At 60.2% G+C, this 21,620-nt stretch carries 16 protein-coding genes; 10 read left to right on the forward strand and 6 right to left on the reverse strand.

Going from position 1 to position 21,620, the window contains the following annotated elements:
- Window positions 1–82: 82 nt before the first annotated feature.
- Window positions 83–820, reverse strand: a complete 738-nt coding sequence (locus JIF53_RS16490; protein ID WP_199453388.1) for a pseudouridine synthase — start codon at window positions 818–820, stop codon at window positions 83–85.
- Between the two features lie 98 nt (window positions 821–918).
- Between JIF53_RS16490 and JIF53_RS16495 the strand changes: the two genes are divergently transcribed.
- Window positions 919–2,544, forward strand: coding sequence for a methyl-accepting chemotaxis protein (locus tag JIF53_RS16495; RefSeq protein ID WP_199453390.1), 1,626 nt, complete (start codon window positions 919–921; stop codon window positions 2,542–2,544).
- On the opposite strand, the gene JIF53_RS16500 is transcribed toward JIF53_RS16495, so the two are convergent.
- Complete coding sequence (locus JIF53_RS16500; RefSeq protein ID WP_199453392.1) at window positions 2,538–5,627, reverse strand: efflux RND transporter permease subunit; 3,090 nt, start codon at window positions 5,625–5,627, stop codon at window positions 2,538–2,540. The genes JIF53_RS16495 and JIF53_RS16500 overlap by 7 nt on opposite strands.
- A gap of 5 nt (window positions 5,628–5,632) precedes the next feature.
- Window positions 5,633–6,715, reverse strand: a complete 1,083-nt coding sequence (locus JIF53_RS16505) for an efflux RND transporter periplasmic adaptor subunit (RefSeq protein ID WP_199453393.1) — start codon at window positions 6,713–6,715, stop codon at window positions 5,633–5,635.
- Window positions 6,716–7,047: 332 nt separating this feature from the next.
- Between JIF53_RS16505 and ilvG the strand changes: the two genes are divergently transcribed.
- The 3 genes from ilvG to ilvD are packed head-to-tail and all read left to right on the forward strand — an operon-like array spanning window position 7,048 to window position 10,718.
- Window positions 7,048–8,745 carry an acetolactate synthase 2 catalytic subunit gene (gene ilvG, locus JIF53_RS16510; protein WP_199453395.1) on the forward strand — a complete coding sequence of 566 codons (1,698 nt, stop codon included), beginning with the start codon at window positions 7,048–7,050 and terminating at the stop codon, window positions 8,743–8,745.
- The gene (locus JIF53_RS16515; RefSeq protein ID WP_011785586.1) at window positions 8,742–9,020 is read left to right on the forward strand and encodes an ACT domain-containing protein; all 279 of its coding nucleotides are present in this window, start codon (window positions 8,742–8,744) and stop codon (window positions 9,018–9,020) included. Before ilvG ends, JIF53_RS16515 begins: the two co-directional genes overlap by 4 nt.
- A 21-nt stretch (window positions 9,021–9,041) precedes the next feature.
- A complete protein-coding gene (gene ilvD / locus JIF53_RS16520; RefSeq protein WP_199453397.1) occupies window positions 9,042–10,718 on the forward strand; it encodes a dihydroxy-acid dehydratase in 1,677 nt (558 codons plus the stop codon).
- A 168-nt stretch (window positions 10,719–10,886) separates the two neighbouring features.
- Here the strand turns inward: ilvD and JIF53_RS16525 are convergent, their stop codons facing one another.
- The 3 genes from JIF53_RS16525 to JIF53_RS16535 form a co-directional block, all read right to left on the reverse strand.
- A complete protein-coding gene (locus JIF53_RS16525) occupies window positions 10,887–12,068 on the reverse strand; it encodes an acetyl-CoA C-acyltransferase (protein ID WP_199453399.1) in 1,182 nt (393 codons plus the stop codon).
- 177 nt (window positions 12,069–12,245) lie between these two features.
- Window positions 12,246–13,394 (reverse strand): acyl-CoA dehydrogenase family protein, encoded by a 1,149-nt coding sequence (locus JIF53_RS16530; RefSeq protein ID WP_199453401.1) that lies wholly within the window; start codon window positions 13,392–13,394, stop codon window positions 12,246–12,248.
- Between the two features lie 77 nt (window positions 13,395–13,471).
- Window positions 13,472–14,233, reverse strand: coding sequence for a 3-hydroxyacyl-CoA dehydrogenase (locus JIF53_RS16535; RefSeq protein ID WP_121206981.1), 762 nt, complete (start codon window positions 14,231–14,233; stop codon window positions 13,472–13,474).
- 117 nt (window positions 14,234–14,350) lie between these two features.
- Here JIF53_RS16535 and JIF53_RS16540 point away from each other — a divergent pair, with 117 nt between their 5' ends.
- The 6 genes from JIF53_RS16540 to JIF53_RS16565 all read left to right on the forward strand — a co-directional run bounded on the left by JIF53_RS16540 (window position 14,351) and on the right by JIF53_RS16565 (window position 21,595).
- Window positions 14,351–14,794 carry a MerR family transcriptional regulator gene (locus JIF53_RS16540; protein ID WP_011785591.1) on the forward strand — a complete coding sequence of 148 codons (444 nt, stop codon included), beginning with the start codon at window positions 14,351–14,353 and terminating at the stop codon, window positions 14,792–14,794.
- Window positions 14,795–14,845: 51 nt separating this feature from the next.
- Window positions 14,846–16,012: an isovaleryl-CoA dehydrogenase gene (locus JIF53_RS16545; RefSeq protein ID WP_014420930.1), complete on the forward strand. Its 1,167-nt coding sequence runs from the start codon at window positions 14,846–14,848 to the stop codon at window positions 16,010–16,012.
- A gap of 260 nt (window positions 16,013–16,272) precedes the next feature.
- On the forward strand, window positions 16,273–17,880 hold the full coding sequence (locus JIF53_RS16550) for a carboxyl transferase domain-containing protein (RefSeq protein ID WP_022990981.1): 1,608 nt from the start codon (window positions 16,273–16,275) through the stop codon (window positions 17,878–17,880).
- A 12-nt stretch (window positions 17,881–17,892) separates the two neighbouring features.
- Window positions 17,893–18,699, forward strand: coding sequence for an enoyl-CoA hydratase-related protein (locus JIF53_RS16555; protein ID WP_014420928.1), 807 nt, complete (start codon window positions 17,893–17,895; stop codon window positions 18,697–18,699).
- Window positions 18,699–20,687: an acetyl/propionyl/methylcrotonyl-CoA carboxylase subunit alpha gene (locus JIF53_RS16560; protein ID WP_014420927.1), complete on the forward strand. Its 1,989-nt coding sequence runs from the start codon at window positions 18,699–18,701 to the stop codon at window positions 20,685–20,687. Before JIF53_RS16555 ends, JIF53_RS16560 begins: the two co-directional genes overlap by 1 nt.
- Window positions 20,687–21,595 (forward strand): hydroxymethylglutaryl-CoA lyase, encoded by a 909-nt coding sequence (locus JIF53_RS16565; protein ID WP_199453403.1) that lies wholly within the window; start codon window positions 20,687–20,689, stop codon window positions 21,593–21,595. Before JIF53_RS16560 ends, JIF53_RS16565 begins: the two co-directional genes overlap by 1 nt.
- Window positions 21,596–21,620: the final 25 nt, after the last annotated feature.

Consider the following 21,620-nt stretch of genomic DNA (forward strand, 5'->3'; position numbering starts at 1 on the left):
GAGCGAAGCGTCTGCCGAGGGTACTATTTGTCGCAAATTGACATAAAAAGCTACACAAGTTGGCCCGTTCGGAAACGCTCCGCTATTGCAGCAGAGGGAGGTCGTTCCCGTCAAAAATAGCCAGCACCTGCGCAAAACTGCTCTCCGGGTGGGCCTTCAGACACAGAGGCTCATCGGTTACCGGATGTCTCAGCCGCAACTCCGTCGCTGCCAGCATCAAGCGCCCCTGACCGAAACGCTCGGCGAAATACCGGTTGTGCCTGCCCCGACCGTGGTTGGCATCGCCAATGATCGGGTGGTTGATGTGTTTCATATGCCGGCGAAGCTGATGTTTCCGGCCGGTTTCGGGCTTCAGTTCCACCAGGCTGTATCGACTCGTGGGGTAACGCTCAATCGCCACCGGCAATTCGGTCGTCGCCAGCCGGCGATACCGGGTGAGCGCCTCACGAACCGGCTGCTCCTGACCTTTGAGACGTCGGTCTTCCGGCTCATCCCGGAGCGGGTGGTCGACCACCCCCTGCTCCGGTGCCCAGCCCCTGACCATCGCCAGATAGGTTTTGCTCACGGCCCCGGCCATCATCGCCAGACCAAGCGTACGCGCCGTCTCCGGATCCCGGGCAAACAACAAAACGCCCGAGGTGGGACGATCCAGCCGGTGCACCGGGTATACATGCTCACCGCCATTCATGGCCCGGGCATACTGCAGGGCAAACTCGGTTTCGTGCTTGTCGATGGGACTGCGATGCACCAGCAATCCGGCTGGCTTGTGCACGGCCAGCAGCCAGTCGTCCCGATAAATTTCAGTGAGAGGGTTCAGCATGTAAAATGGCAGCCGATAAACAGATCAGGAAAGCCGGCCGGCTTCCAATGAAGCGTTATCTTACCCCCACCCCCCGGATTAAAACAGGAACCCCACCCATGAACTGGTACTTCAAAAGTATCCTTAACCGGATCCTTACCATTATTGTGGTGTCCAACCTCGTGATTGCCGTTGTTGCAGGCATCTACTTTAACCGTTCTCTGGCCACCCAGAATGAGTATGATCATCTGGTGAGCGAGGAAATGGTCCAGGCACTTCAGGCCCAGGACATTCTCAGCGACTTCAAAACCCAGGTTCAGGAATGGAAAAACGTGCTGATCCGGGGCGCCGATACCGGCCAGCGTGAAAAATACTGGCAGCGTTTCCAGGCGGTGGAAGCGGATATCCAGCAACAACTGGGCGCATTGATTCCTGAACTGAATGACAACCAGGCACAATCCCTGATGATGCAGTTCCGAACCGCTCACCAGCGTATGGGCGAAGCCTATCGCAGAGGGTTCCGCGATTTTGTCTCCTCGGGTTACGACCACACCGCAGGCGATCAGGCCGTTTCCGGCATAGACCGGGAACCATCCAAACTGATTGAAGAGGCATCCGCCAGAATCCGGGACACCGCCGTGGCTCATTCCGCCGAGCTTCGTGACGAAGCCACCAGCACCACCTGGCTGATGGGAGGATTTCTACTGGCAGCCATTATTCTCGGCACACTGGCGTGCTTGAGCGTGCTGGTTCGCTCTGTGGTTCGACCAACCCAGGAACTGATCGGCAAGCTGGATCGCATCGGCAAAGGCGATCTGACCGGTCCGGTCACTCTGAAGCGCCCGGATGAGTTGGGCAAGCTGGCAGACACCGCCCGCGCCTTGCACCGGTTCCTGCAGGAAACCGGCGAAATGATGAAACACAACGCCGAACAACTGGCAGACACCGGCGCCATGATCCGGACCAACGCCGATGCCGTGTCGTCCCAGTCTGATCGGGCTCATCAGCGTATCGACCAGATCGCAACCGCCATGAACGAGATGTCCGCCACCGCTCAGGATGTTGCTCAGCACGCGGCCTCAGTAGCCAGCCAGGTCGATGAGACCACGAACCAGACCCGCCATGCCGACGAACAGATCAACGATGCCGTCAACAGCATGAATCGCCTGACAGATCAGATCCGGAGCTCGGCCACCACAGTGGCGGAACTGGCCAGGAGCGGTCAGCGCGTGGGTGATGTGATGCGAGTCATTCGCGAGATTGCCGATCAGACCAACCTGCTGGCGCTGAACGCAGCCATCGAGGCTGCTCGGGCCGGCGAAGCCGGCCGAGGCTTTGCGGTGGTGGCCGATGAAGTGCGCAACCTGGCTGCGAAAACCCAGGAGGCCACGGTCGAGATTGATGAGATTATTGCCAGCATTCAGGGCGGCTCCCGGGATGCCACAGAATATATGCAGGCGTCAGAAGTGGTGGCCCGGGAAAGCAGTGAATCGGTGGATGCCGTTCGCAAAACCCTGGAGGACATTACCCGGCGGATGGTCAGCGTGAATGATGCCACCACCCAGGTGGCCACGGCCGCCGAGGAGCAGACCAGTGTGAGCGAAGACATCAATCGCAACGTTACCGAAGTCGCTGAAATTTCCGAAGCCATGCACAGCGCTGCCGAGGATAACCTGCGCACGGTTCCGGAACTTGAAGCCATGGCCAGCAAAGCCAAAGACCTGGCCCAACGAATCCGCTACTGATCGCGCCGCGCAATGCGCCCGGCCAGCGCCCTGACCCGCTGGCCGGTGCGTTCTCCCAGAACCAGCAGTGCGGGCGTCAGCAGCAGTGTCAGCAGAGTCGCAAAGGCAAGGCCACCGGCGATGGCACTGGACAGCTGGGTCCACCATTGAGTGGATGGAGCCCCCAGGCCCAATGATGGCTCCAGCAGGTTCACATTCACCCCCAACACCATGGGCATCAGACCAAGAATCGTGGTGATGGCCGTCAGCAACACCGGCCGGAAACGCAGACATCCGGTCTCCAGGGCGGCCTCGTAGGCGGCTTTGCCCTCCCGCTTCATCTGGTTGAAGGTATCGATCAGGATGATGTTGTTGTTCACCACAATACCCGCCAGCGCAATAATGCCCATGCCCACCATCACCACGCCGAAAGACTGACCGGAAAACAGCAAGCCCAGCAGCACTCCGGCGGTGGACAATACAATCGCCGACAGGATCAGAAGGGTCTGGTAAAGAGAATTGAACTGGGTCACCAGAATCAGCAACATCAGGCCAACCGCAACCAGAAAAGCGGAGGTCAGGAAGTTGGCGGCCTGCTGCTGATCCTCGTTTTCGCCGGCAAAGCGCACGCTCACCCCTTCCGGTGGCTCAGGCATCTCAGCCTGCAGGGTCCGCAGCAGCTCGTCCATTCGCCTGCCCGGCGCAATATCCGATTTGATGGTGATCGTGCGCTGGCCATCAACCCGCACGATTGAGCCGGTCTTGTCGCCTGGCTCCAGGTCCACGAATTCCGACAGCGGCACCTGACCGCGAGGGGTGTTCAGTGTCTGGCGCTCCAGGTGATCCAGCTCCCGCCAGTTGTTGGGCACCCGCACCGCAATGTCCACCTCATCGCGAACATCTTCCGGCCGGTAGGTGGCCAGCACCAGGCCATTGGTTACCAGCCGAACCGCACTGCCGATGCTCAACACATCGGTACCGAATCGAGCGGCCGCCTCACGATCCACATTCAGGCGCCACTCGATCCCGGGCAAGCTCCGGTCGTCTTCAATATCGACAAAACCACCGAGTTCGCGCATGCGGTTCTCAATGCTGTCGACATAGCCATCCAGCTGTGTGCTGTCCATACTGCTGACCTGCAGCTCGATGGGCTTGCCTTCAGCCGGGCCGCCCTCCTGCTTGCGGAACTCCAGTTCAATACCGGCGATATCTGCCGTACGTTCCCGAAAGTCTTCCAGAATATCCGTGGCAGTGCGGCGGGTGTACCAGTCCGTGAACTGGAACTGCAGAACGCCGATCACATCCGGAGCCATCTGGGAGCTGGTGGTCACCATGGAGCGCGCATACAGGGCCTTTACCTCCGGCATATTCTGCAGCCGAGACTCCACTTCACGCACAATGGCATCCCGTTCCCACACCGAAAGATCGCCACGAGCCCGCACCTGAACCTGGGCCGAATCCGGCTCGACACTCGGGAAAAACTCGACACCGTGGTTAAAGCGCCCATAGGCGGCGTAGATCACAACAATCACCATCAGGGTGCCGAGCAAGGTCAGGCCCGGGCGCTGCAGAAGAGCGGCCAGCACCTGTCGGTAGCCCCGCATGAAACGCCCTTCACTGGCATCCTGGTGGTGCCGGCGACCTCCGCTCACGCCACCCAAAACCGGGAGAAAAACCAGCGCCATGGCCAGCGAAGCAATCAGGCAGATCAACACGGTCATCGGCAGGTATTTCATGAATTCGCCCACCACTCCGGGCCAGAACAGCAGCGGCACGAAGACCGCAAGCGTCGTCGCAGTGGAGGCAATAACCGGCCAGGCCATGCGCGAGGCTGCTTCCACCCAGGCGGCTTTGACCGGCTGCCCGTCCGACAAATTCCGGTCTGCCAGCTCTGACACCACAATGGCGCCATCCACCAGCATGCCCGCCACGAGGATCAGGCTGAACAGCACCACGATATTGAGCGTCAGGCCCATACTCCAGATCACCAGGATGCCGGTCAGAAACGCCCCGGGAATGGTGAGCCCCACCAGCACCGCAGAGCGGGGCCCCATGGCCGCAATCACCACGATGATCACAAGCACAATGGCAGTCAGCACGTTGTTGAGCAGATCCGAGAGGATATCGCGCACTTCCTCAGACTGATCCATGATGAAGCGGATATCGAGGGTCTCCGGCAACCGGGGCCGGGCCTCATCAATCAGGGTGCGAATCTGCTCAATGGTTTCAATAATGTTGGCGCCCGAGCGCTTGGAAACTTCCAGTACCAAGGCGGGCTCCCCGTTGATGCGGGCGAAGCCGGTCGGGTCTTTGAAGGTGCGCTGCAGCATGGCCACATCACCGAAGGTAACCACAGTGTCGCCGTCTACCTTAACAGGCATCGACATCACATCTTCGATGGTTTCGATTACTCCCGGCACTTTCAGCGCCATCCGACCATTACCCGTGTCGAGTGAGCCGGCAGCCACCAGCTGGTTGTTCCGGGTAACCAGGGAGGCCAACTGATCAAAATCGATGCCGTAGCTTTCCAGCACCTGGGGATCCACCACGATCTCCAGCAGATCCTCCCTGTCGCCACCAATTTCCACCTCCAGCACTTCGGGAATGGCTTCGATGGCATCCTGAAGTCGGCGCGCAATGGTGATCAGCTCGCGTTCCGACAGCGGACCGGACAAGCCTACCGACAACACCGGAAACAGCGATACGTTGATTTCATTGACCCGGGGTTCGTCGGCTTCCTGGGGTAGCTTGCTGCGGGCGGTATCCACCTTCTCCCGGACATCCTGCAGCGCCTTGTCCGGATCGAAACCGGCGTCGAATTCAAGCATTACCGAGGCATGGCCTTCTGAGGCGGTACCCCGCATTTCCTTGATGCCTTCCAGCGAGCGCAGCTCCTGCTCCATGGGCCGGACCAGCAGGCGCTCAGCGTCTTCCGGGCTGATGCCTTCAAGCGTCATCGAGACATAGATCATCGGGATGGTGACGTCTGGATTGGATTCCTTGGGAATCGCCTGGTAGGCCGCCATACCGCCCAACAGCAGGAACAGGAACAACAACAGCGTGGTGCGGCTTCGGTCCATGGCCGCGGCAATCAATGCTCGCATGGCGGTCAGCCCCGCTGGTCTGAGGTGTCGACAGGGCGCACCTGTTCACCCGGCGAGACAAACCCACCCCCTCGGGTAATCAGGCGGATCTCCGGCGGCAATCCGGCAACCCAGGCACCGTCGGTGGAAACGCTCAGCAGTCGTACGGTTTCGAACACCACCCGGTTATCAGCATCGACAAACTTCACGCCGGGGCGACCATCGTCATCCAGCCCCAGGTAGGCAGGCGATATGAATGTGGCCTGTTGCTCCGGCAGTTGAATGCTCAGGCTGGCGGAGCCGCCCGCGGCCCGCTTCAATTCCGGATTCTCCACCACCACTTCCACCGCAAAACTTCGGGTGTCCGAATTGGCAGCGCTGGCCACAAAACTGACAACGCCGGCCAGCTGGGAGCCATCCAGCAGTTGTATATCGACTGCCTGCCCCGGTTGAACCAGCGCCGCCGATTGTTGGGGGATCTGCCCGGTGGCTTTCAGGCGGTCTATCTGTACCAGTTCAAACAGAGGGGTTCCCACCTGTACCAGGCTGCCCTCGTCCACTTCGCGGCGATTCACAATGGCATCAAAAGGCGCCATCGGTTTGAGGTGGTTCAGGGCAAGCTCGGCCGCAGCCAGCTCGGCTCTGGCGGCTGCAAGCTCACTCTGGAGGCGCAGGATTTCGGTTTCCGCGGCCAGATTGCTGGAACGCAGCTTCCGGGCGGCGGCCAGATCCGCTTCCAACTTGCGAATACTGGCCTGCCAGCGCTGTACCACCGTATCCCGACCATCCGTCGACAAGGTCGCAAGCACCGTACCCGCTTTCACCTGTTGCCCCAGCTGAACGTTCAGTTGCTCAACGGTGCCGTCCACCCGGGCACTGACCTGAACCGACTGCCAGGGCTCCAGCTGGCCCTGAAGTTTCAGGGCTGGCTGATAAGTCCGGGCGCTGACCGGTGTTACCTCTACCCGAGTTATGGCTACCTGTTCGGAGGCCGGCTCCTCCGGCGCCTCATCACTGGCAACTTTTACCTCACCCGTTGCCATCCAGATAACCAATAACACGATGACCAGAAGGGATAATCCCAGGGAGCTCCATTTTGCTCTTGTCATGCACCACTCGCCGTGAACAGATTCGGTTTGAGAAAGCGGAAAAACCGGCACCGGTTGAATTTCCGGAAATAAGCCCTTGCATCCGCCTGAAAACGTGGGTTAGATTCTACACACATTGTTCAACTCTATTCAGAGCAGATTGTCGATTCCATGAATCTCAACGCAGTTATGGCCCTTGTGAAGCTAGTCCTGGTGGTCGTGGTACCGTCCGGGGGCTTTTGCGTGGACAAGCGGGTGAGATAGCGACAACCTGACAACGACACCAGAAACCCCCGGCACCGCAAGGTCCCGGGGGTTTCTTTTTTGCGGCAAAGAAAAAGGGAAAAACGACCATGAACGGCTCACAGCACATTCTTGCAGCGTTCCACCGCCATAACATCAGCACGGTTTTCGGGTATCCGGGTGGCTGCATCATGCCCCTGTATGACGCGCTGGTGGATGACGTGGGAATGGAGCATGTGCTGTGCCGCCACGAGCAGGCCTGCGCCCTGGCGGCAGACGGTTATGCCAGGGCCAGTGGCCAACTGGGGGTTTGTATTGCCACCTCCGGCCCCGGCGCCACCAACCTGATCACTGGCGTTGCCAATGCCTACATGGATTCCATCCCCCTGCTGGTGATCACCGGGCAGGTCCCCTCCGGATTGATTGGTACCGACGCCTTTCAGGAAACCGACATCCTTGGCATGACCCTGGGCATCGTCAAACACAGCTACCTGGTGGACGACCCCGAAGACTTGCCGGGCATTCTGGAGGAAGCCATCGACCTCGCCCAGGCTGGCCGCCCCGGGCCGGTGTGGATTGATATTCCCAAAGACATTCTGTTGTCCGAGATTGAGGCTCCAGCCCCGGCCTGCACGGAGGCACCGCCAGCGGATTGCCCGGAGATCGGCCCGGCCCTGGCCATGCTGAAATCAGCCAGGCGGCCCCTGCTCTACAGTGGTGGCGGTGTGTCTCTGGCCGGAGCCGAAGACCGTTTTCGTACCTTTGCCGAAGTCTCGGGGCTGCCGGGCGTGGTTACCCTCAAAGGCATAGGCAACGCCGGCCGAAACAACCCGAATGATCTGGGCATGCTCGGCATGCACGGTTCCCGGGCGGCCAACAAGGCGGTTGACGAGTGCGACCTCCTGGTCGTCATCGGCGCCCGGCTGGATGACCGTGCCACCGGCAAGTTGGACGGATTCGCGCCTAATGCCCGGATGATCCATATTGACGCCGATGCCGCCGAGATCAACAAACTGCGGCCGGCAGACCTGTCTCTGCGTGGTGACCTGAACGCCATTCTGGCGGCATTGACCGATGCCATTGCGGCTGAGCCACTGGCTATCGACGCCTGGCAGAAACAATGCCGCACCTGGCATACCACCGGAGGCTTTCGCGCCGCCGATAACGAGGAACCGTTGGCCCCCATTACCGGCCCCGCATTCATCCGTCAGCTTTCCGGCATCACCGGCGACGACACTGTCATCGCCTGCGATGTTGGCCAGCATCAGATGTGGGTTGCCCAGTACTACCAGTTCGCCCATCCACGCCACCACCTGACCAGCGGAGGCCTGGGCACCATGGGCTTCGGGCTTCCGGCGGCCATCGGCGCCCAGTTCTCGGACCGAACGCGCACCGTCATCAACGTGACCGGTGATGGTTCGTTCATGATGAACGCTCAGGAACTGGCCACCATACGGCGCTACAACCTGCCGTTGAAGCTGATCATTCTGGACAACCAGTGCCTGGGCATGGTTCGTCAGCAACAGGAACTGTTCTACAACAACCGCGAGAGCCAGATCGATCTGGACGACAATCCGGACTTTGTCGCCATGGCCCGGGCGTTCGATATCCCGGCCCTGCACATTGAGCGGACCGACCAGATCCGCCGCGGCATCGAAACCATTCTGGCTTACAACGGCCCGATGCTGCTGCACGTTGCCATCAGTCGTGAAGAGAACGTCTGGCCCATCGTCAAAGCCGGCGCCAGCAACAAGGAAATGATTGACGAACCCCGTAAAACCAACAGCCGCAAGGAGCAGGTAGCATGAAGCCGAATCATGAAAGCGCCAGTCAACGATATACCCTGAATTGCCGCATGAACCAGGAAGCGGCAGCTCTGGAGCGGCTGTGCCGGGTGGTGCGGGTACGCGGCTTCCGGATTTCCAGGATGGCCATGGAATCAACTGGCGATACCCTCGACATTGCCCTCACGCTGGAGGGTTCCCGGCCAGTTGCTATGCTTCAATCTCAGCTGGAGAAACTGCATACCGTTGCCGGAGTTGAACTGGTCTCCGATACCATGGCACGGTCGCGATCGGCTTGAAACGACGGAGAGGGATAACGCATGACAACCGATAAACGACGCCGACACTCGGCACCGGTGGTAGACGGTATCAATAAATCCGCCAGCCGGGCCATGCTCCGGGCGGTTGGTTTTACCGACGAGGATTTCCGAAAACCTCAGATTGGCATTGCCTCCACCTGGAGCAACCTCACGCCCTGCAACATGCACATTGACGGCCTGGCCCGGGAGGCCGCCAAGGGTGCCGACGGAGCCGGGGGCAAGAGCCTGATCTTCAACACCATCACCATCTCCGATGGCATCGCCAACGGCACCGAGGGCATGAAATATTCTCTGGTGTCGCGCGAGGTGATTGCCGATTCCATTGAGACCGTGGCCGGTTGTGAGGGCTTCGACGGACTGGTCGCCATCGGTGGCTGCGACAAGAATATGCCCGGCTGCATGATGGGCCTGGCCCGGCTGAACCGGCCCTCGGTCTTCGTTTACGGCGGCACCATCATGCCCGGCGAAAACCATACCGACATCATCTCTGTGTTTGAGGCGGTGGGCGCCCATGCCCGCGGTAACATGAAGCTGATCGAAGTCAAACAGATCGAGGAAACCGCGATTCCCGGCCCAGGCTCCTGTGGCGGGATGTACACCGCCAACACCATGGCCTCTGCCATTGAGGCCATGGGCATGAGCCTGCCAGGCAGCTCGGCCCAGAACGCCGTTTCCGACAGCAAACTGGCGGATTGCGAAGCCGCAGGCGCCGCGGTGCTGAAACTGCTGGAAGCCGATATCAAGCCCTCCGACATCATGACCCGGGAAGCGTTCGAGAACGCCATCACCGTGGTGATCGCGCTGGGCGGTTCCACCAACGCCGTGCTTCACCTTCTGGGTATGGCCAGTACCGTGGGAGTGGAGCTGTCACTGGACGATTTCGTACGCATCGGCAAACAGGTACCGGTCCTGGCAGACCTTCGCCCCTCCGGCCTCTACATGATGTCCGAGCTGGTGGCCATTGGCGGCATTCAACCGCTAATGAAGATGCTGCTCGACCGGGGGCTGCTGCACGGGGACTGCCTCACGGTGACCGGCAAGACCCTGGCAGAAAACCTCGAGACCGTGGTGCCCTACCCCGAAGACCAGCAGATCATCCACGCCTTCGACAACCCGATCAAAGCCGACAGCCATTTGCGCATTCTCTACGGCAACCTGGCTCCGGAAGGCTCGGTGGCGAAAATCACTGGCAAGGAAGGCACCCATTTCTCCGGCCGCGCCCGTGTCTTTCACTCGGAAGAGGAGGCCCAGGCACGCATCCTGGACGGCACCGTGGTGGCCGGCGACGTGCTGGTGATCCGATACGAAGGCCCCAAGGGCGGGCCCGGCATGCGGGAAATGCTCAGCCCCACCTCGGCGATTATGGGCAAAGGTCTTGGCAGCGATGTAGCCTTGATTACCGACGGCCGCTTCTCCGGTGGCAGTCATGGTTTTGTGGTTGGCCATATCACACCAGAGGCCGCCGTGGGCGGGCCAATTGCGCTGGTGGAAGACGGCGACACCATCACCATTGATGCCGTGAGCAACTCGATTGTGCTGGAAATCTCTGACGCGGAAATGGAAAAACGGCGCAAAGCCTGGACGCCGCCAGAACCCAGATTTACCCGGGGCGTGCTGGCCAAGTATGCCCGTGTGGTGAGCTCTGCATCTACTGGGGCCGTAACAGATCTGCCTTAGTGGGGCTTGGGTTCCCAGCCTTCTCGTCTAGGGGCAGGTACGGGGGTATGGGGTATTTTTCGCCGGAAAAAGGTGTCTGAGCGAAGCGAGTTCTTTTTACAAGAAAAATCCACCGGCCATCCCGCAAGCCCGCCCCAGAGCTGACAGGCTACAGGGAATATCAGCCGATCAGATCAACTCAATAGCCACAGCCGTGGCTTCACCACCACCGATGCAGAGCGAGGCTACACCACGCTTAAGCCCACGCTGTTTCAGCGCATTGATCAGGGTGACGATGATCCGGGAGCCGGAGGAGCCGATCGGATGCCCCAGCGCGCAGGCACCGCCGTGCACGTTGACCTTCTCCGCAGGAAGCTTCAGCTCATTGATCGCCGCGAGGGTGACCACGGCAAAGGCTTCGTTGATCTCGAACAGATCCACATCATCCATACTCCAGCCTGCTTTCTTCAGCACCTTTTCGATGGAGCCGATGGGCGCGAGTGTGAATTCAGCCGGTAAGCGGGCGTGAGTCGCATGCGCCACGATGCGGGCCTGCGGGGTCAGGCCCCGGGCATCGGCTTCGGCGGCGGAGGCCAGTACCAGCGCGGAAGCACCATCACTGATGGAGCTGGAGTTGGCGGCGGTGACAGAACCGTCCTTAGCGAACGCGGGTTTGAGGTGTGGAATTTTCTCCGGTTTGGCGTTGCCCGGTTGTTCATCGGTATCCACTTCGGTGTCGCCGCCGCGGCCCGGAACGGTTACCGGTACGATTTCGTCCCGGAACCAGCCGTTTTCGATGGCCGCCAGGGATTTCTGCAGGGAGCCGATGGCGAATTCATCCATGGCCTGGCGGGTGATGTCGAATTTGTCAGCCGTGCGCTGCGCGAATACTCCCATCAGCCCACCTTCGTAGGCATCTTCCAGACCGTCCAGGAACATGCTGTCGAGTACCTGGCCATGGCCCATGCGCATGCCGGCGCGGGCTTTCGGCAACAGATACGGTGCCTGGCTCATGTTTTCCATGCCGCCGGCGATCATGATGTTGTTGGTGCCAGCTTTGATCTGGTCGTGGGCCATGATGACGGCCTGCATGCCGGAGCCGCACATTTTGTTGATGGTGGTACAACCTGAGCTGTCCGGGATGCCAGAGGCCCTCGAGGCCTGGCGGGCTGGTGCCTGGCCCAGCCCCCCGGGCAGTACGCAGCCCATGATCACTTCCTGGATGTCTGCCGGCTGAAGGCCGGAGCGTTCAATGGCTGCCTTAATGGCGACGGCGCCCAGGTCCGGTGAACGTACCGAGCTCAGGGAGCCCATCATTCCGCCCATGGGGGTTCGGGCGGAGCCTGCTATTACTATATCGTTTGAGCTCATGGTGACTGTCCTCATTTTTTGGTGAGCGGTCGGGTGCGGGGAGGCCTTTCAGAAACACGCTGTAAATACATCCCTGTACGCTCGACAAAAGCCATCCATGGCTTTTGACGGTTCCTGAAAGGCCTCCCCGCACCCGCCCGGTCAACGTCTATATCTGTCCGAAAAAGTGATAGGGGATTAGCGACCTAAAACCGACCGGGCAATGATTTCCTTCATTACTTCCGAGGTGCCGCCATAAATCCGCTGCACCCGGGCATCAATAAAGTTCCTGGAAATCGGGTACTCCGTGGTGTAGCCATAGCCGCCAAACAGCTGCAAACAGCCATCAGCAACACGACACTGCATCTCGGTAGCGCTGTACTTGGCCATGGACGCCGTGGGGGCATCCAATTTGCCCTGTTCGTATTCCCGAATGCACTGATCCACAAACGCTTTGTTGATGCGGTAATCCGTTTCCATGCGGGCAATTTCGAAGCGTGTGTTCTGCAACTGACTGAGCTTTTGGCCAAACAGCTCACGCTCCTGGGCATACTGGATGGTCATGTCCAGCGAGCCCCGGGCCGCTGCCACACCCAGCGCTCCGATCACCAGTCGCTCACGGGGCAATTCGCGCATCAGGTAAACGAAACCCTGTCCTTCCTCGCCCAGCAACGCCGAGGCAGGTATGCGCATGTCGGAGAAAAACAGCTCGGAGGTATCGCCAGAGTGCTGGCCAATCTTGTCCAGGTTCCGGCCTTTGCTGAATCCTGGCAACGACGTATCGACCAGAAACAGGCTGATCCCTTTGGCTCCGGCTTTGGGATCGGTTTTGGCGGCGACGATCACCATATCGGCGTGTTGGCCGTTGGTGATGAAGGTCTTGGAGCCATTGAGGATGTAGTCGTCGCCGTCTTTCACAGCGCTGGTGCGCATGGCCTGCAAGTCGCTGCCGGCGCCCGGCTCGGTCATGGCGATGGCGCCTACCGCCTCACCTGATACCATCTTCGGCAGCCACTGCTGTTTCTGCTCTTCATTGCCGATATGGCTGAGGTAGGGCGCGACAATGTCGGAATGCACCATCACGTTGGTGGAAAGCGCACCGAATCCCAGCCGGGCAAGCTCCTCACCCACCACGACCGAGTACTGGAAGGGTGCACCGCAGCCGCCGCAGTCTTCCGGCACATCGACACACAGCATGCCTGCATCGCCCAGAGTGTTCCAAAGCTCCCGTGGCACAATGCCGCTTTTCTCCCAGGCCTCGTAATGCGGGGCCACTTCGGTTTCCAGAGCCTTGATCACAGACTCCCGGAAAAGAGCCAGTTCTTCCTGATCGACAGGGTTAGTCATATCACTCACCTGTGGTTACCGGTTCGCTTTTGGCGAACACCATTACAGAAACCTGCTTTTGGCAGGTTATTCCAATGTCACTTTGGCGCCATCCGCAGGGCACAATCAAGCCGGATGACTTCGCCATTCAGAATCGGGTTGCGCACCATCTGGTCCACCATCATCCCGAACTCTTCCGGCTTACCGAGGCGTTTCGGGAACGGCAACGTGGCTGCAAGGCTGTCCTGCACTTCCTGGGGCATACCCGCCAGCATTGGTGTCATAAACAGGCCAGGAGCAATGGTATTCACCCGAATCCCTTCACGGGCCAGCTCGCGGGCCGCCTGCAGGGTCAGGGACACCACACCGCCTTTGGATGCGCTGTAAGCCGCCTGGCCAATCTGGCCTTCGTAGGCAGCAACCGAAGCGGTATTGATGATGACACCGCGCTCGCCGTCACCGTTCGGTTCCCGTTGCGCCATATCGGCAGCCGCCAGCCGCAAGATATTGAAGGTGCCGATCAGATTAACCTGGACCACCTTGCTAAAGCTTTCCAGCGGCATCACACCTTCCCGGCCCAGAATCTTGGCCGCCGGCGCAATACCCGCGCAGTTCACGGCGACACCGCAGGGGCCGTGAGCCTCTCGCGCAGCAGTAACAGCAGCCTCAGCACTGTCGGCCGAGGTCACATCGCAATGCAGGAAGATACCGCCGAGCTCAGCCGCAACCTTTTCGCCCTGCTCCTTGTTCACATCAAGAATCGCAACCTTGCAGCCAGCCGCCGCCAGAGCACGGGCAGCGCCCTCACCCAGACCGGAGGCACCGCCTGTTACAATTGCCGGCACATTCTGGAATTCCATCGGGTACTCCTTATTAACAATGATCGAAGTCTGATCCGCGGGTATCCATTCGGACCACAAAAACACTTTACGTTTACGTAAACTTTAACTAACCTTGGTGAAAAAAGGAAATCCGTCATGAGCGAAAAACGAACTTTCAGCATCAGCGAGCTTTCCCAGGAGTTCGATGTAACCACCCGGAGCATCCGGTTCTATGAAGACCAGGGGCTGCTCAAGCCCACCCGGCGCGGGCAAACCCGGATCTTCAGCACCAAGGACCGCGTTCGCTTGAAGCTGATTCTCCGGGGCAAGCGCATGGGCTTTTCCCTGGCCGAAACCAAAGAACTGTTCGACCTCTGGGACGAAACGCTGACCGGCAATGAAAAGCAGCTGCTGAAGATGCTGGAAATCCTCAGCGCAAGACGGGAACAGCTGGAACAGCAGAAAGAAGACATTGCCATGGCAGAGATGGAAATGGACACCGCCGAAGCACGGTGCCGCGAGGCCCTGACCGAACTGCAGAAGAAAAAGGAAGAGCAGGGCCTGACGACGAACACCAAAGAAACCGCTGTCAGCAAATAGAACCTGGCAGCCAACGGATACCCGACGTTAAAAACAAAAAGGTAGCAAACGATGAAATCACAGTACTCAGAGCTCAATTTCGGCCTCGGCGAGACCCTGGACATGCTCCGGGAACAGGTGAATAACTTCGCCGCCACCGAAATCGCCCCGCGGGCCGAGGAAATCGACAAAAACAACGAATTCCCCATGGACCTGTGGCGCAAACTGGGCGACATGGGCCTGCTGGGCATTACCGTCAGCGAAGAGTACGGCGGCTCCGACATGGGCTATGTGGCCCACGTCATCGCCATGGAAGAAATCAGCCGCGCCTCGGCCTCCGTTGGCCTCTCTTACGGTGCCCACTCCAACCTGTGCGTGAACCAGATTCACCGCAACGGCACCGAAGAACAAAAGCAGAAATACCTGCCCAAGCTGGTCACCGGTGAACACATCGGCGCCCTGGCCATGTCCGAGCCCAACGCCGGCTCCGACGTAATTTCCATGAAACTCCACGCCCGCGACGAAGGCGACCACTACGTCCTCAACGGCAACAAGATGTGGATCACCAACGGCCCGGACGCACACACTTACGTTATCTACGCCAAGACCGACCCGAAAGGCGGTTCCAAAGGCGTCACCGCCTTTATCGTGGAGCGCGACTACCCGGGCTTCAGTCGCCACCAGAAACTCGACAAACTCGGCATGCGCGGCTCCAACACCTGTGAACTGGTGTTCCAGGACTGCAAAGTTCCCAAAGAAAACGTCCTCGGCGGCGTGGGCAACGGTGCCAAAGTCCTCATGAGCGGCCTCGACTACGAACGCCTCGTCCTCTCCGGCGGCCCGCTGGGCATCATGCAGGCTGCTATGGACGTGGTCGTCCCCTACATCCGCGAGCGCAAACAATTCGGCCAGGCCATCGGTGAATTCGAACTGGTACAGGGCAAAGTCGCCGACATGTACACCTGGATGAACACCGCGAAATCCTACGTCTACATGGTGGCCCAGTCCGCCGACCGCGGCGAAACCACCCGCAAAGACGCCGCCGGCGCCATCCTCTACTCCGCCGAAATGGCCACCAAACTGGCCCTGGACGCCATCCAGCTGCTGGGCGGCAACGGCTACATCAACGAATACCCGACCGGCCGCCTGCTGCGGGACGCGAAACTCTACGAAATCGGCGCTGGAACGTCTGAAATCCGACGGATGCTGATCGGTCGCGAGCTGTTCCTGAACAAGTAACGAAGCGCGGACTCCAGCTCCCAATGTACGACAAGGGGCTGGAGGGGGAGCCTTCCGAAAATGTCGGAGGCCATGGATGGCCGGAGAGAAGCGCACATGGATGTGCTTGTAGCGGTTTTCGGAAGGCTCCCCCTCCAGCCCCGCAGCAACAACACATGAATTGACGAGGTTGGACAAGGGCTTGGCGGAATGCTCGTAGCATTTCCCGGAAAGCACACCCCGCCAGACCCGGACGCCCCCAAACCGAGGGATACGAACCAATGACCGTGCTCCAAAGCAAAATCAACCCAAGGTCCGACGAATTCCAGGCCAACCACCAGGCCATGCAACAAGCCGTCGCCGACCTCCGGGAAAAAGTCGAAAAGATCCACCAGGGCGGCGGCCCCGACTACCAGAAGCGCCACACCGACCGAGGCAAACTCCTGCCCCGCGAGCGCATCAACACCCTCATCGACGAAGGCTCACCCTTCCTCGAAATCGGCCAGTTCGCCGCCTACAACGTCTATAAGGAAGAAGTGCCCGCCGCTGGCGTCATCGCCGGCATCGGCCGCGTCTCCGGCACCGAGTGCATGATTATCGCCAACGACGCCACCGTCAAAGGCGGCACCTACTTCCCGCTAACCGTGAAAAAACACCTGCGGGCCCAGGAAATCGCCATGGCCAACCGCCTGCCCTGCATCTACCTGGTGGATTCCGGTGGCGCCAACCTGCCCCAACAGGACGAAGTCTTCCCCGACCGCGACCACTTCGGCCGCATTTTCTACAACCAGGCCCGCATGAGCGCAGACGACATTCCCCAGATCGCCGTCGTCATGGGCCTGTGTACCGCCGGGGGCGCCTACGTGCCCGCCATGGCCGACGAATCCATCATCGTCCGTAACCAGGGCACCATCTTCCTGGCCGGCCCACCGCTGGTAAAAGCCGCCACAGGTGAAGTGGTCAGCGCGGAAGACCTGGGGGGCGCAGACGTGCATTGTAAAATCTCCGGCGTGGCCGACCACTACGCCGAGAATGATGCCCACGGCCTGGCAATCGCCCGGCGCTGCGTGGCCAACCTGAACCGTCGCAAACCAGTACCGGTTGAGGTCCAGAAGCCCCGCGCACCGCTGTACGATCAGGAAGAAATCTACGGCATCGTCGGCACCGACCTGCGCAAGCAGTTTGATGCGCGCGACGTCATCGCCCGCATCGTAGACGGCTCAGAATTCGACGAATTCAAGCGTTACTACGGCTCCACCCTGGTAACCGGGTTTGCCCACATCCACGGCTACCCCGTGGGCATCATCGCCAACAACGGCATCCTGTTCAGCGAATCCGCCCAGAAAGGCGCGCACTTTATTGAACTGTGCTGCCAGCGAAACATACCGCTTCTGTTCCTGCAGAACATCACCGGCTTCATGGTCGGCCAGAAGTACGAAGCTGAGGGCATCGCCAAACACGGCGCCAAGATGGTGATGGCCGTGGCCTGTGCCAACGTGCCCAAGATTACCGTTCTGATTGGCGGTAGCTACGGCGCCGGCAACTACGGCATGTGTGGCCGCGCCTACAGCCCGGACTTCCTGTGGATGTGGCCGAATGCCCGGATCTCCGTCATGGGCGGCGAACAGGCAGCCGGCGTGCTGGCGCAGGTGCGCCGGGAAGGCCTCGAGCGTAAAGGCCAGAGCTGGAGCGCGGAGGAAGAAGCCGAGTTCAAGAAGCCCATTACCGAAACCTACGAACACCAGGGCCACCCCTACTACGCCAGCGCCCGCCTGTGGGATGACGGCGTGATCGACCCGGCCCAGACCCGGGAAGTGGTTGCCCTGAGCCTGTCTGCCACCCTCAACCGGCCCGCCAAGCCAACGCGCTTCGGCGTGTTCCGCATGTAAAGGAGCGCAGCCATGTCACAGCAAGACACAGCGGTTCTGCTGCACCAACGGGGCGATGGCGTCTCGGAAGTGGTGTTGAACCGCCCGGACAAACGCAATGCCTTCGACGACGTGATCATCCAGCAGCTGATTCAGGCACTGGAACACGTGGACCGGGATGAGCAAACCCAGATTGTTATCCTGCGCTCAGAGGGCAAACACTTTTCTGCCGGTGCCGACCTGGGCTGGATGCGCCGCATGGCGGACAACACCCGCCAGGAAAACCTGGACGACTCCCGGGAACTGGCCCGTCTGATGAACACCCTGAACCACCTGTCCAAGCCCGTGATCGGCCTGGTGCAGGGCGCGGCCTTCGGCGGCGCGGTCGGCCTAGCGGCCTGCTGCGACATCGTGCTGGCCACTGAAAAAGCCAGCTTCTGCCTGAGCGAAGTCAAACTCGGCCTGATTCCGGCCGTGATCAGCCCCTATGTGGTGCGAGCCATCGGCGAACGTCAGGCCCGGCGCTACTTCCTGTCGGCGGAAGTCTTCAGTGCTCAGGAGGCGCAGCACTACGGCCTGGTTCACCTGGTGTGCGAAGACGAACAGGCCATGCACCAGCGTTGCGACGAGCTGCTACTGCAACTTGCGCTGAACGGTCCCGAAGCCATGAAAGCAGCCAAAGAACTGGTCTTTGCGGTCAGCCACAAGACCATCACCTCCGAAGTGATTGACGACACCGCGCAGCGCATCGCTGATATTCGTGTGGGCGAAGAAGGCCAGGAAGGGCTTAGCGCTTTCCTGAACAAACGAAAGGCCAGTTGGATTCCGGAGACACAATAATGTTTAACAAGATCCTGATAGCCAACCGGGGCGAAATCGCCTGCCGGATCATCCAGACGGCCCATCGAATGGGCATCCGTTGCGTAGCGGTCTATTCCGAAGCCGACGCCAACGCCCGGCACGTGGCCATGGCCGATGAGGCCTTCTACATCGGCCCCGCCCCCAGCTCTGAGAGCTACCTGCGGGCCGACAAGATTATCGAGATTGCCAAAGAAAGCGGTGCCCAGGCTATCCACCCGGGGTACGGCTTCCTGTCTGAAAACACCGACTTCGCAGAAGCCTGCGAAGCCAACGATATCGTCTTCATCGGCCCGCCCTCTTCCGCCATCGCCGCCATGGGCTCCAAGTCCGCGGCAAAAGCGATCATGGAAGACGCCGGTGTACCGCTGGTGCCGGGCTACCACGGCAAGGACCAGTCGCCGGACTTGCTGCGGGCTGAAGCCGAAAAATGCGGTTTCCCGCTGCTGCTGAAAGCGGTTGCCGGCGGTGGCGGCAAAGGCATGCGGGTGGTCGAAAACATGGCCGAATTCGACGATGCCCTGGCCGCGGCCCAGCGCGAGGCAAAAAATGCGTTCGGCAACCCGGACATGCTGATCGAGCGCTACCTGACCCAGCCACGCCATGTCGAAATCCAGGTGTTCTGCGATCAATCCGGCAACGGCATCTATCTGGCCGAGCGGGACTGCTCCGTGCAGCGCCGGCACCAGAAAGTGCTGGAAGAAGCGCCCGCCCCCGGCCTCAGTGAAGACACCCGCAAAGCCATGGGCGAAGCCGCGGTGCGGGCGGCCCAGGCCATCAACTACGTGGGCGCCGGCACCGTCGAGTTTCTGTACGACGTGGACGGTTCCTTCTTCTTCATGGAAATGAATACCCGCCTGCAGGTAGAACACCCGGTCACCGAAATGGTCACCGGCCAGGATCTGGTGGAATGGCAACTGAAAGTGGCCTGGGGTGAGCCCCTGCCGCTGACCCAGGACCAGGTAAAGACCCGTGGCCACGCCATCGAGGCGCGTATCTACGCCGAAGATCCGGATCAGGACTTCCTGCCAGCCACCGGAACCCTGCGTTACCTCAGCACTCCGGATGAGTCTGCCCACGTGCGGGTAGATACCGGCGTGACCGAAGGCGATGAAATCAGCATCCACTACGACCCGATGATTGCCAAACTCATCGTGTGGGACGAGACCCGCGAACAGGCGGTCAACCGCATGGTTCAGGCCCTGGAGCACTACCGTATCGCCGGGCTGAAAACCAATATCCGGTTCCTGCACGCGGCGGTGGATGCGCAGCCATTCCGCGAAGCCGAACTGACCACCAACTTCATTGCCACTCACAACGACCTGCTGTTCCCGAAATCCAGACTGGATCTGGACAAGGCACTGGTGCTTGCCGCTGGATTCATCCTGGAGCAACGCAAATCAGCGGAACCGGTTACCGGCGATCCCTGGTCGCCGTTCGGCCGCAAGAACAGCTGGCGCATGAACTCCGAATACGCCCAGCCTCTCACCCTTCAGGTGGGCGACGATAAACACGAGCTCAAGATCCTGGAACGGGATGACCGCTACCAGGTGTTCGTGGGCGGCAGCGTGTACCACCTGAACGCCAAACTGAATGACGATTACCTGCAGGCGGTGATCAACGGCCACCGGCTAAGCGTGCACGGCAACCTGCACAACGAAGAACTGGTGCTCTTCTACGAGGGCGATACCTTCAAGTGCACCGTATACCGGGAAACCTACGGGTTTGAGGAAATGGCCAGCGAAGGCAGCCTGGCGGCGCCCATGAACGGCTCCGTAGTGGCGATTCAGGCCCAGGTAGGCGACAAGGTAACGGCCGGCCAGACGCTGGTGATCATGGAAGCCATGAAAATGGAACACGCCATCAAGGCGCCCGCCGATGGTGTGGTTTCCGAGATTTTCTACGCCGAGGGTGACCAGGTGGCCGAGGGTGCGGAACTCATCGCCATCGACACCGGGGAGGCAGAATAATGGCCTTTCCGAAGCAGGCTCGGTTGGTGGAAATGAGCCCCAGGGACGGGCTTCAGAATGAGCCCGGCGATGTGATCGCCACCGAGGTCAAAACCGGCCTGATCGACCGGCTGGCCGATTGCGGTCTCAGTCACATCGAGGCCGCCAGCTTCGTATCACCCAAATGGGTGCCGCAAATGGGCGACGCGGCCGCAGTGATGGCCGGCATCACCCGTAAACCCGGCGTTCGCTACTCGGCCCTCACCCCGAACCTGAAAGGATTCGAGGGCGCCCTGGCGGCCGGGGCCGACGAAGTAGCGGTATTCGGTGCGGCATCGGAGTCCTTCACCCAAAAGAACATCAACTGCACGATTGCTGAAAGCCTGGAGCGCTTTGCACCGGTGGTTGAAGAAGCCCGCAAACACGGCATTCCCGTACGCGGTTACGTGTCTACCGTGATGGGCTGCCCGTACGAGGGCGATATCCAACCGGCACAAGTGGCCACCGTGGCCAAGGCCCTGTACGACATGGGCTGTCACGAAATATCCCTGGGCGACACCATCGGCGTGGGTACGCCCCTGAAAGCCAAGCGGATGCTCGAAGCCGTGGCCGCCCATGTGCCCATGGACAAACTGGCGGCGCATTTCCACGACACCTATGGCCAGGCCCTGGCCAACCTGTACGCAGTACTGGAAGAGGGCGTAAGCGTGATTGACGCCTCTGTGGCCGGTCTGGGCGGCTGCCCTTATGCCAAAGGGGCATCTGGCAACGTAGCCACCGAAGACGTGCTATACCTGCTTAACGGCCTGGGCATCGATACCGGCGTGGATCTGAACAAGCTGGTGAAAACCGGCGACTGGATCTGCGCGCAACTGAAACGTCATAACGGCTCTAAAGTGGGCCAGGCACTCGGGGGCCTGTGCCAGTAACTTTCCAGCCCTCAACTACAAAAAC

This window comes from Marinobacter sp. bablab_jr008, from assembly GCF_016464145.1.
Taxonomy (GTDB): domain Bacteria; phylum Pseudomonadota; class Gammaproteobacteria; order Pseudomonadales; family Oleiphilaceae; genus Marinobacter; species Marinobacter nauticus.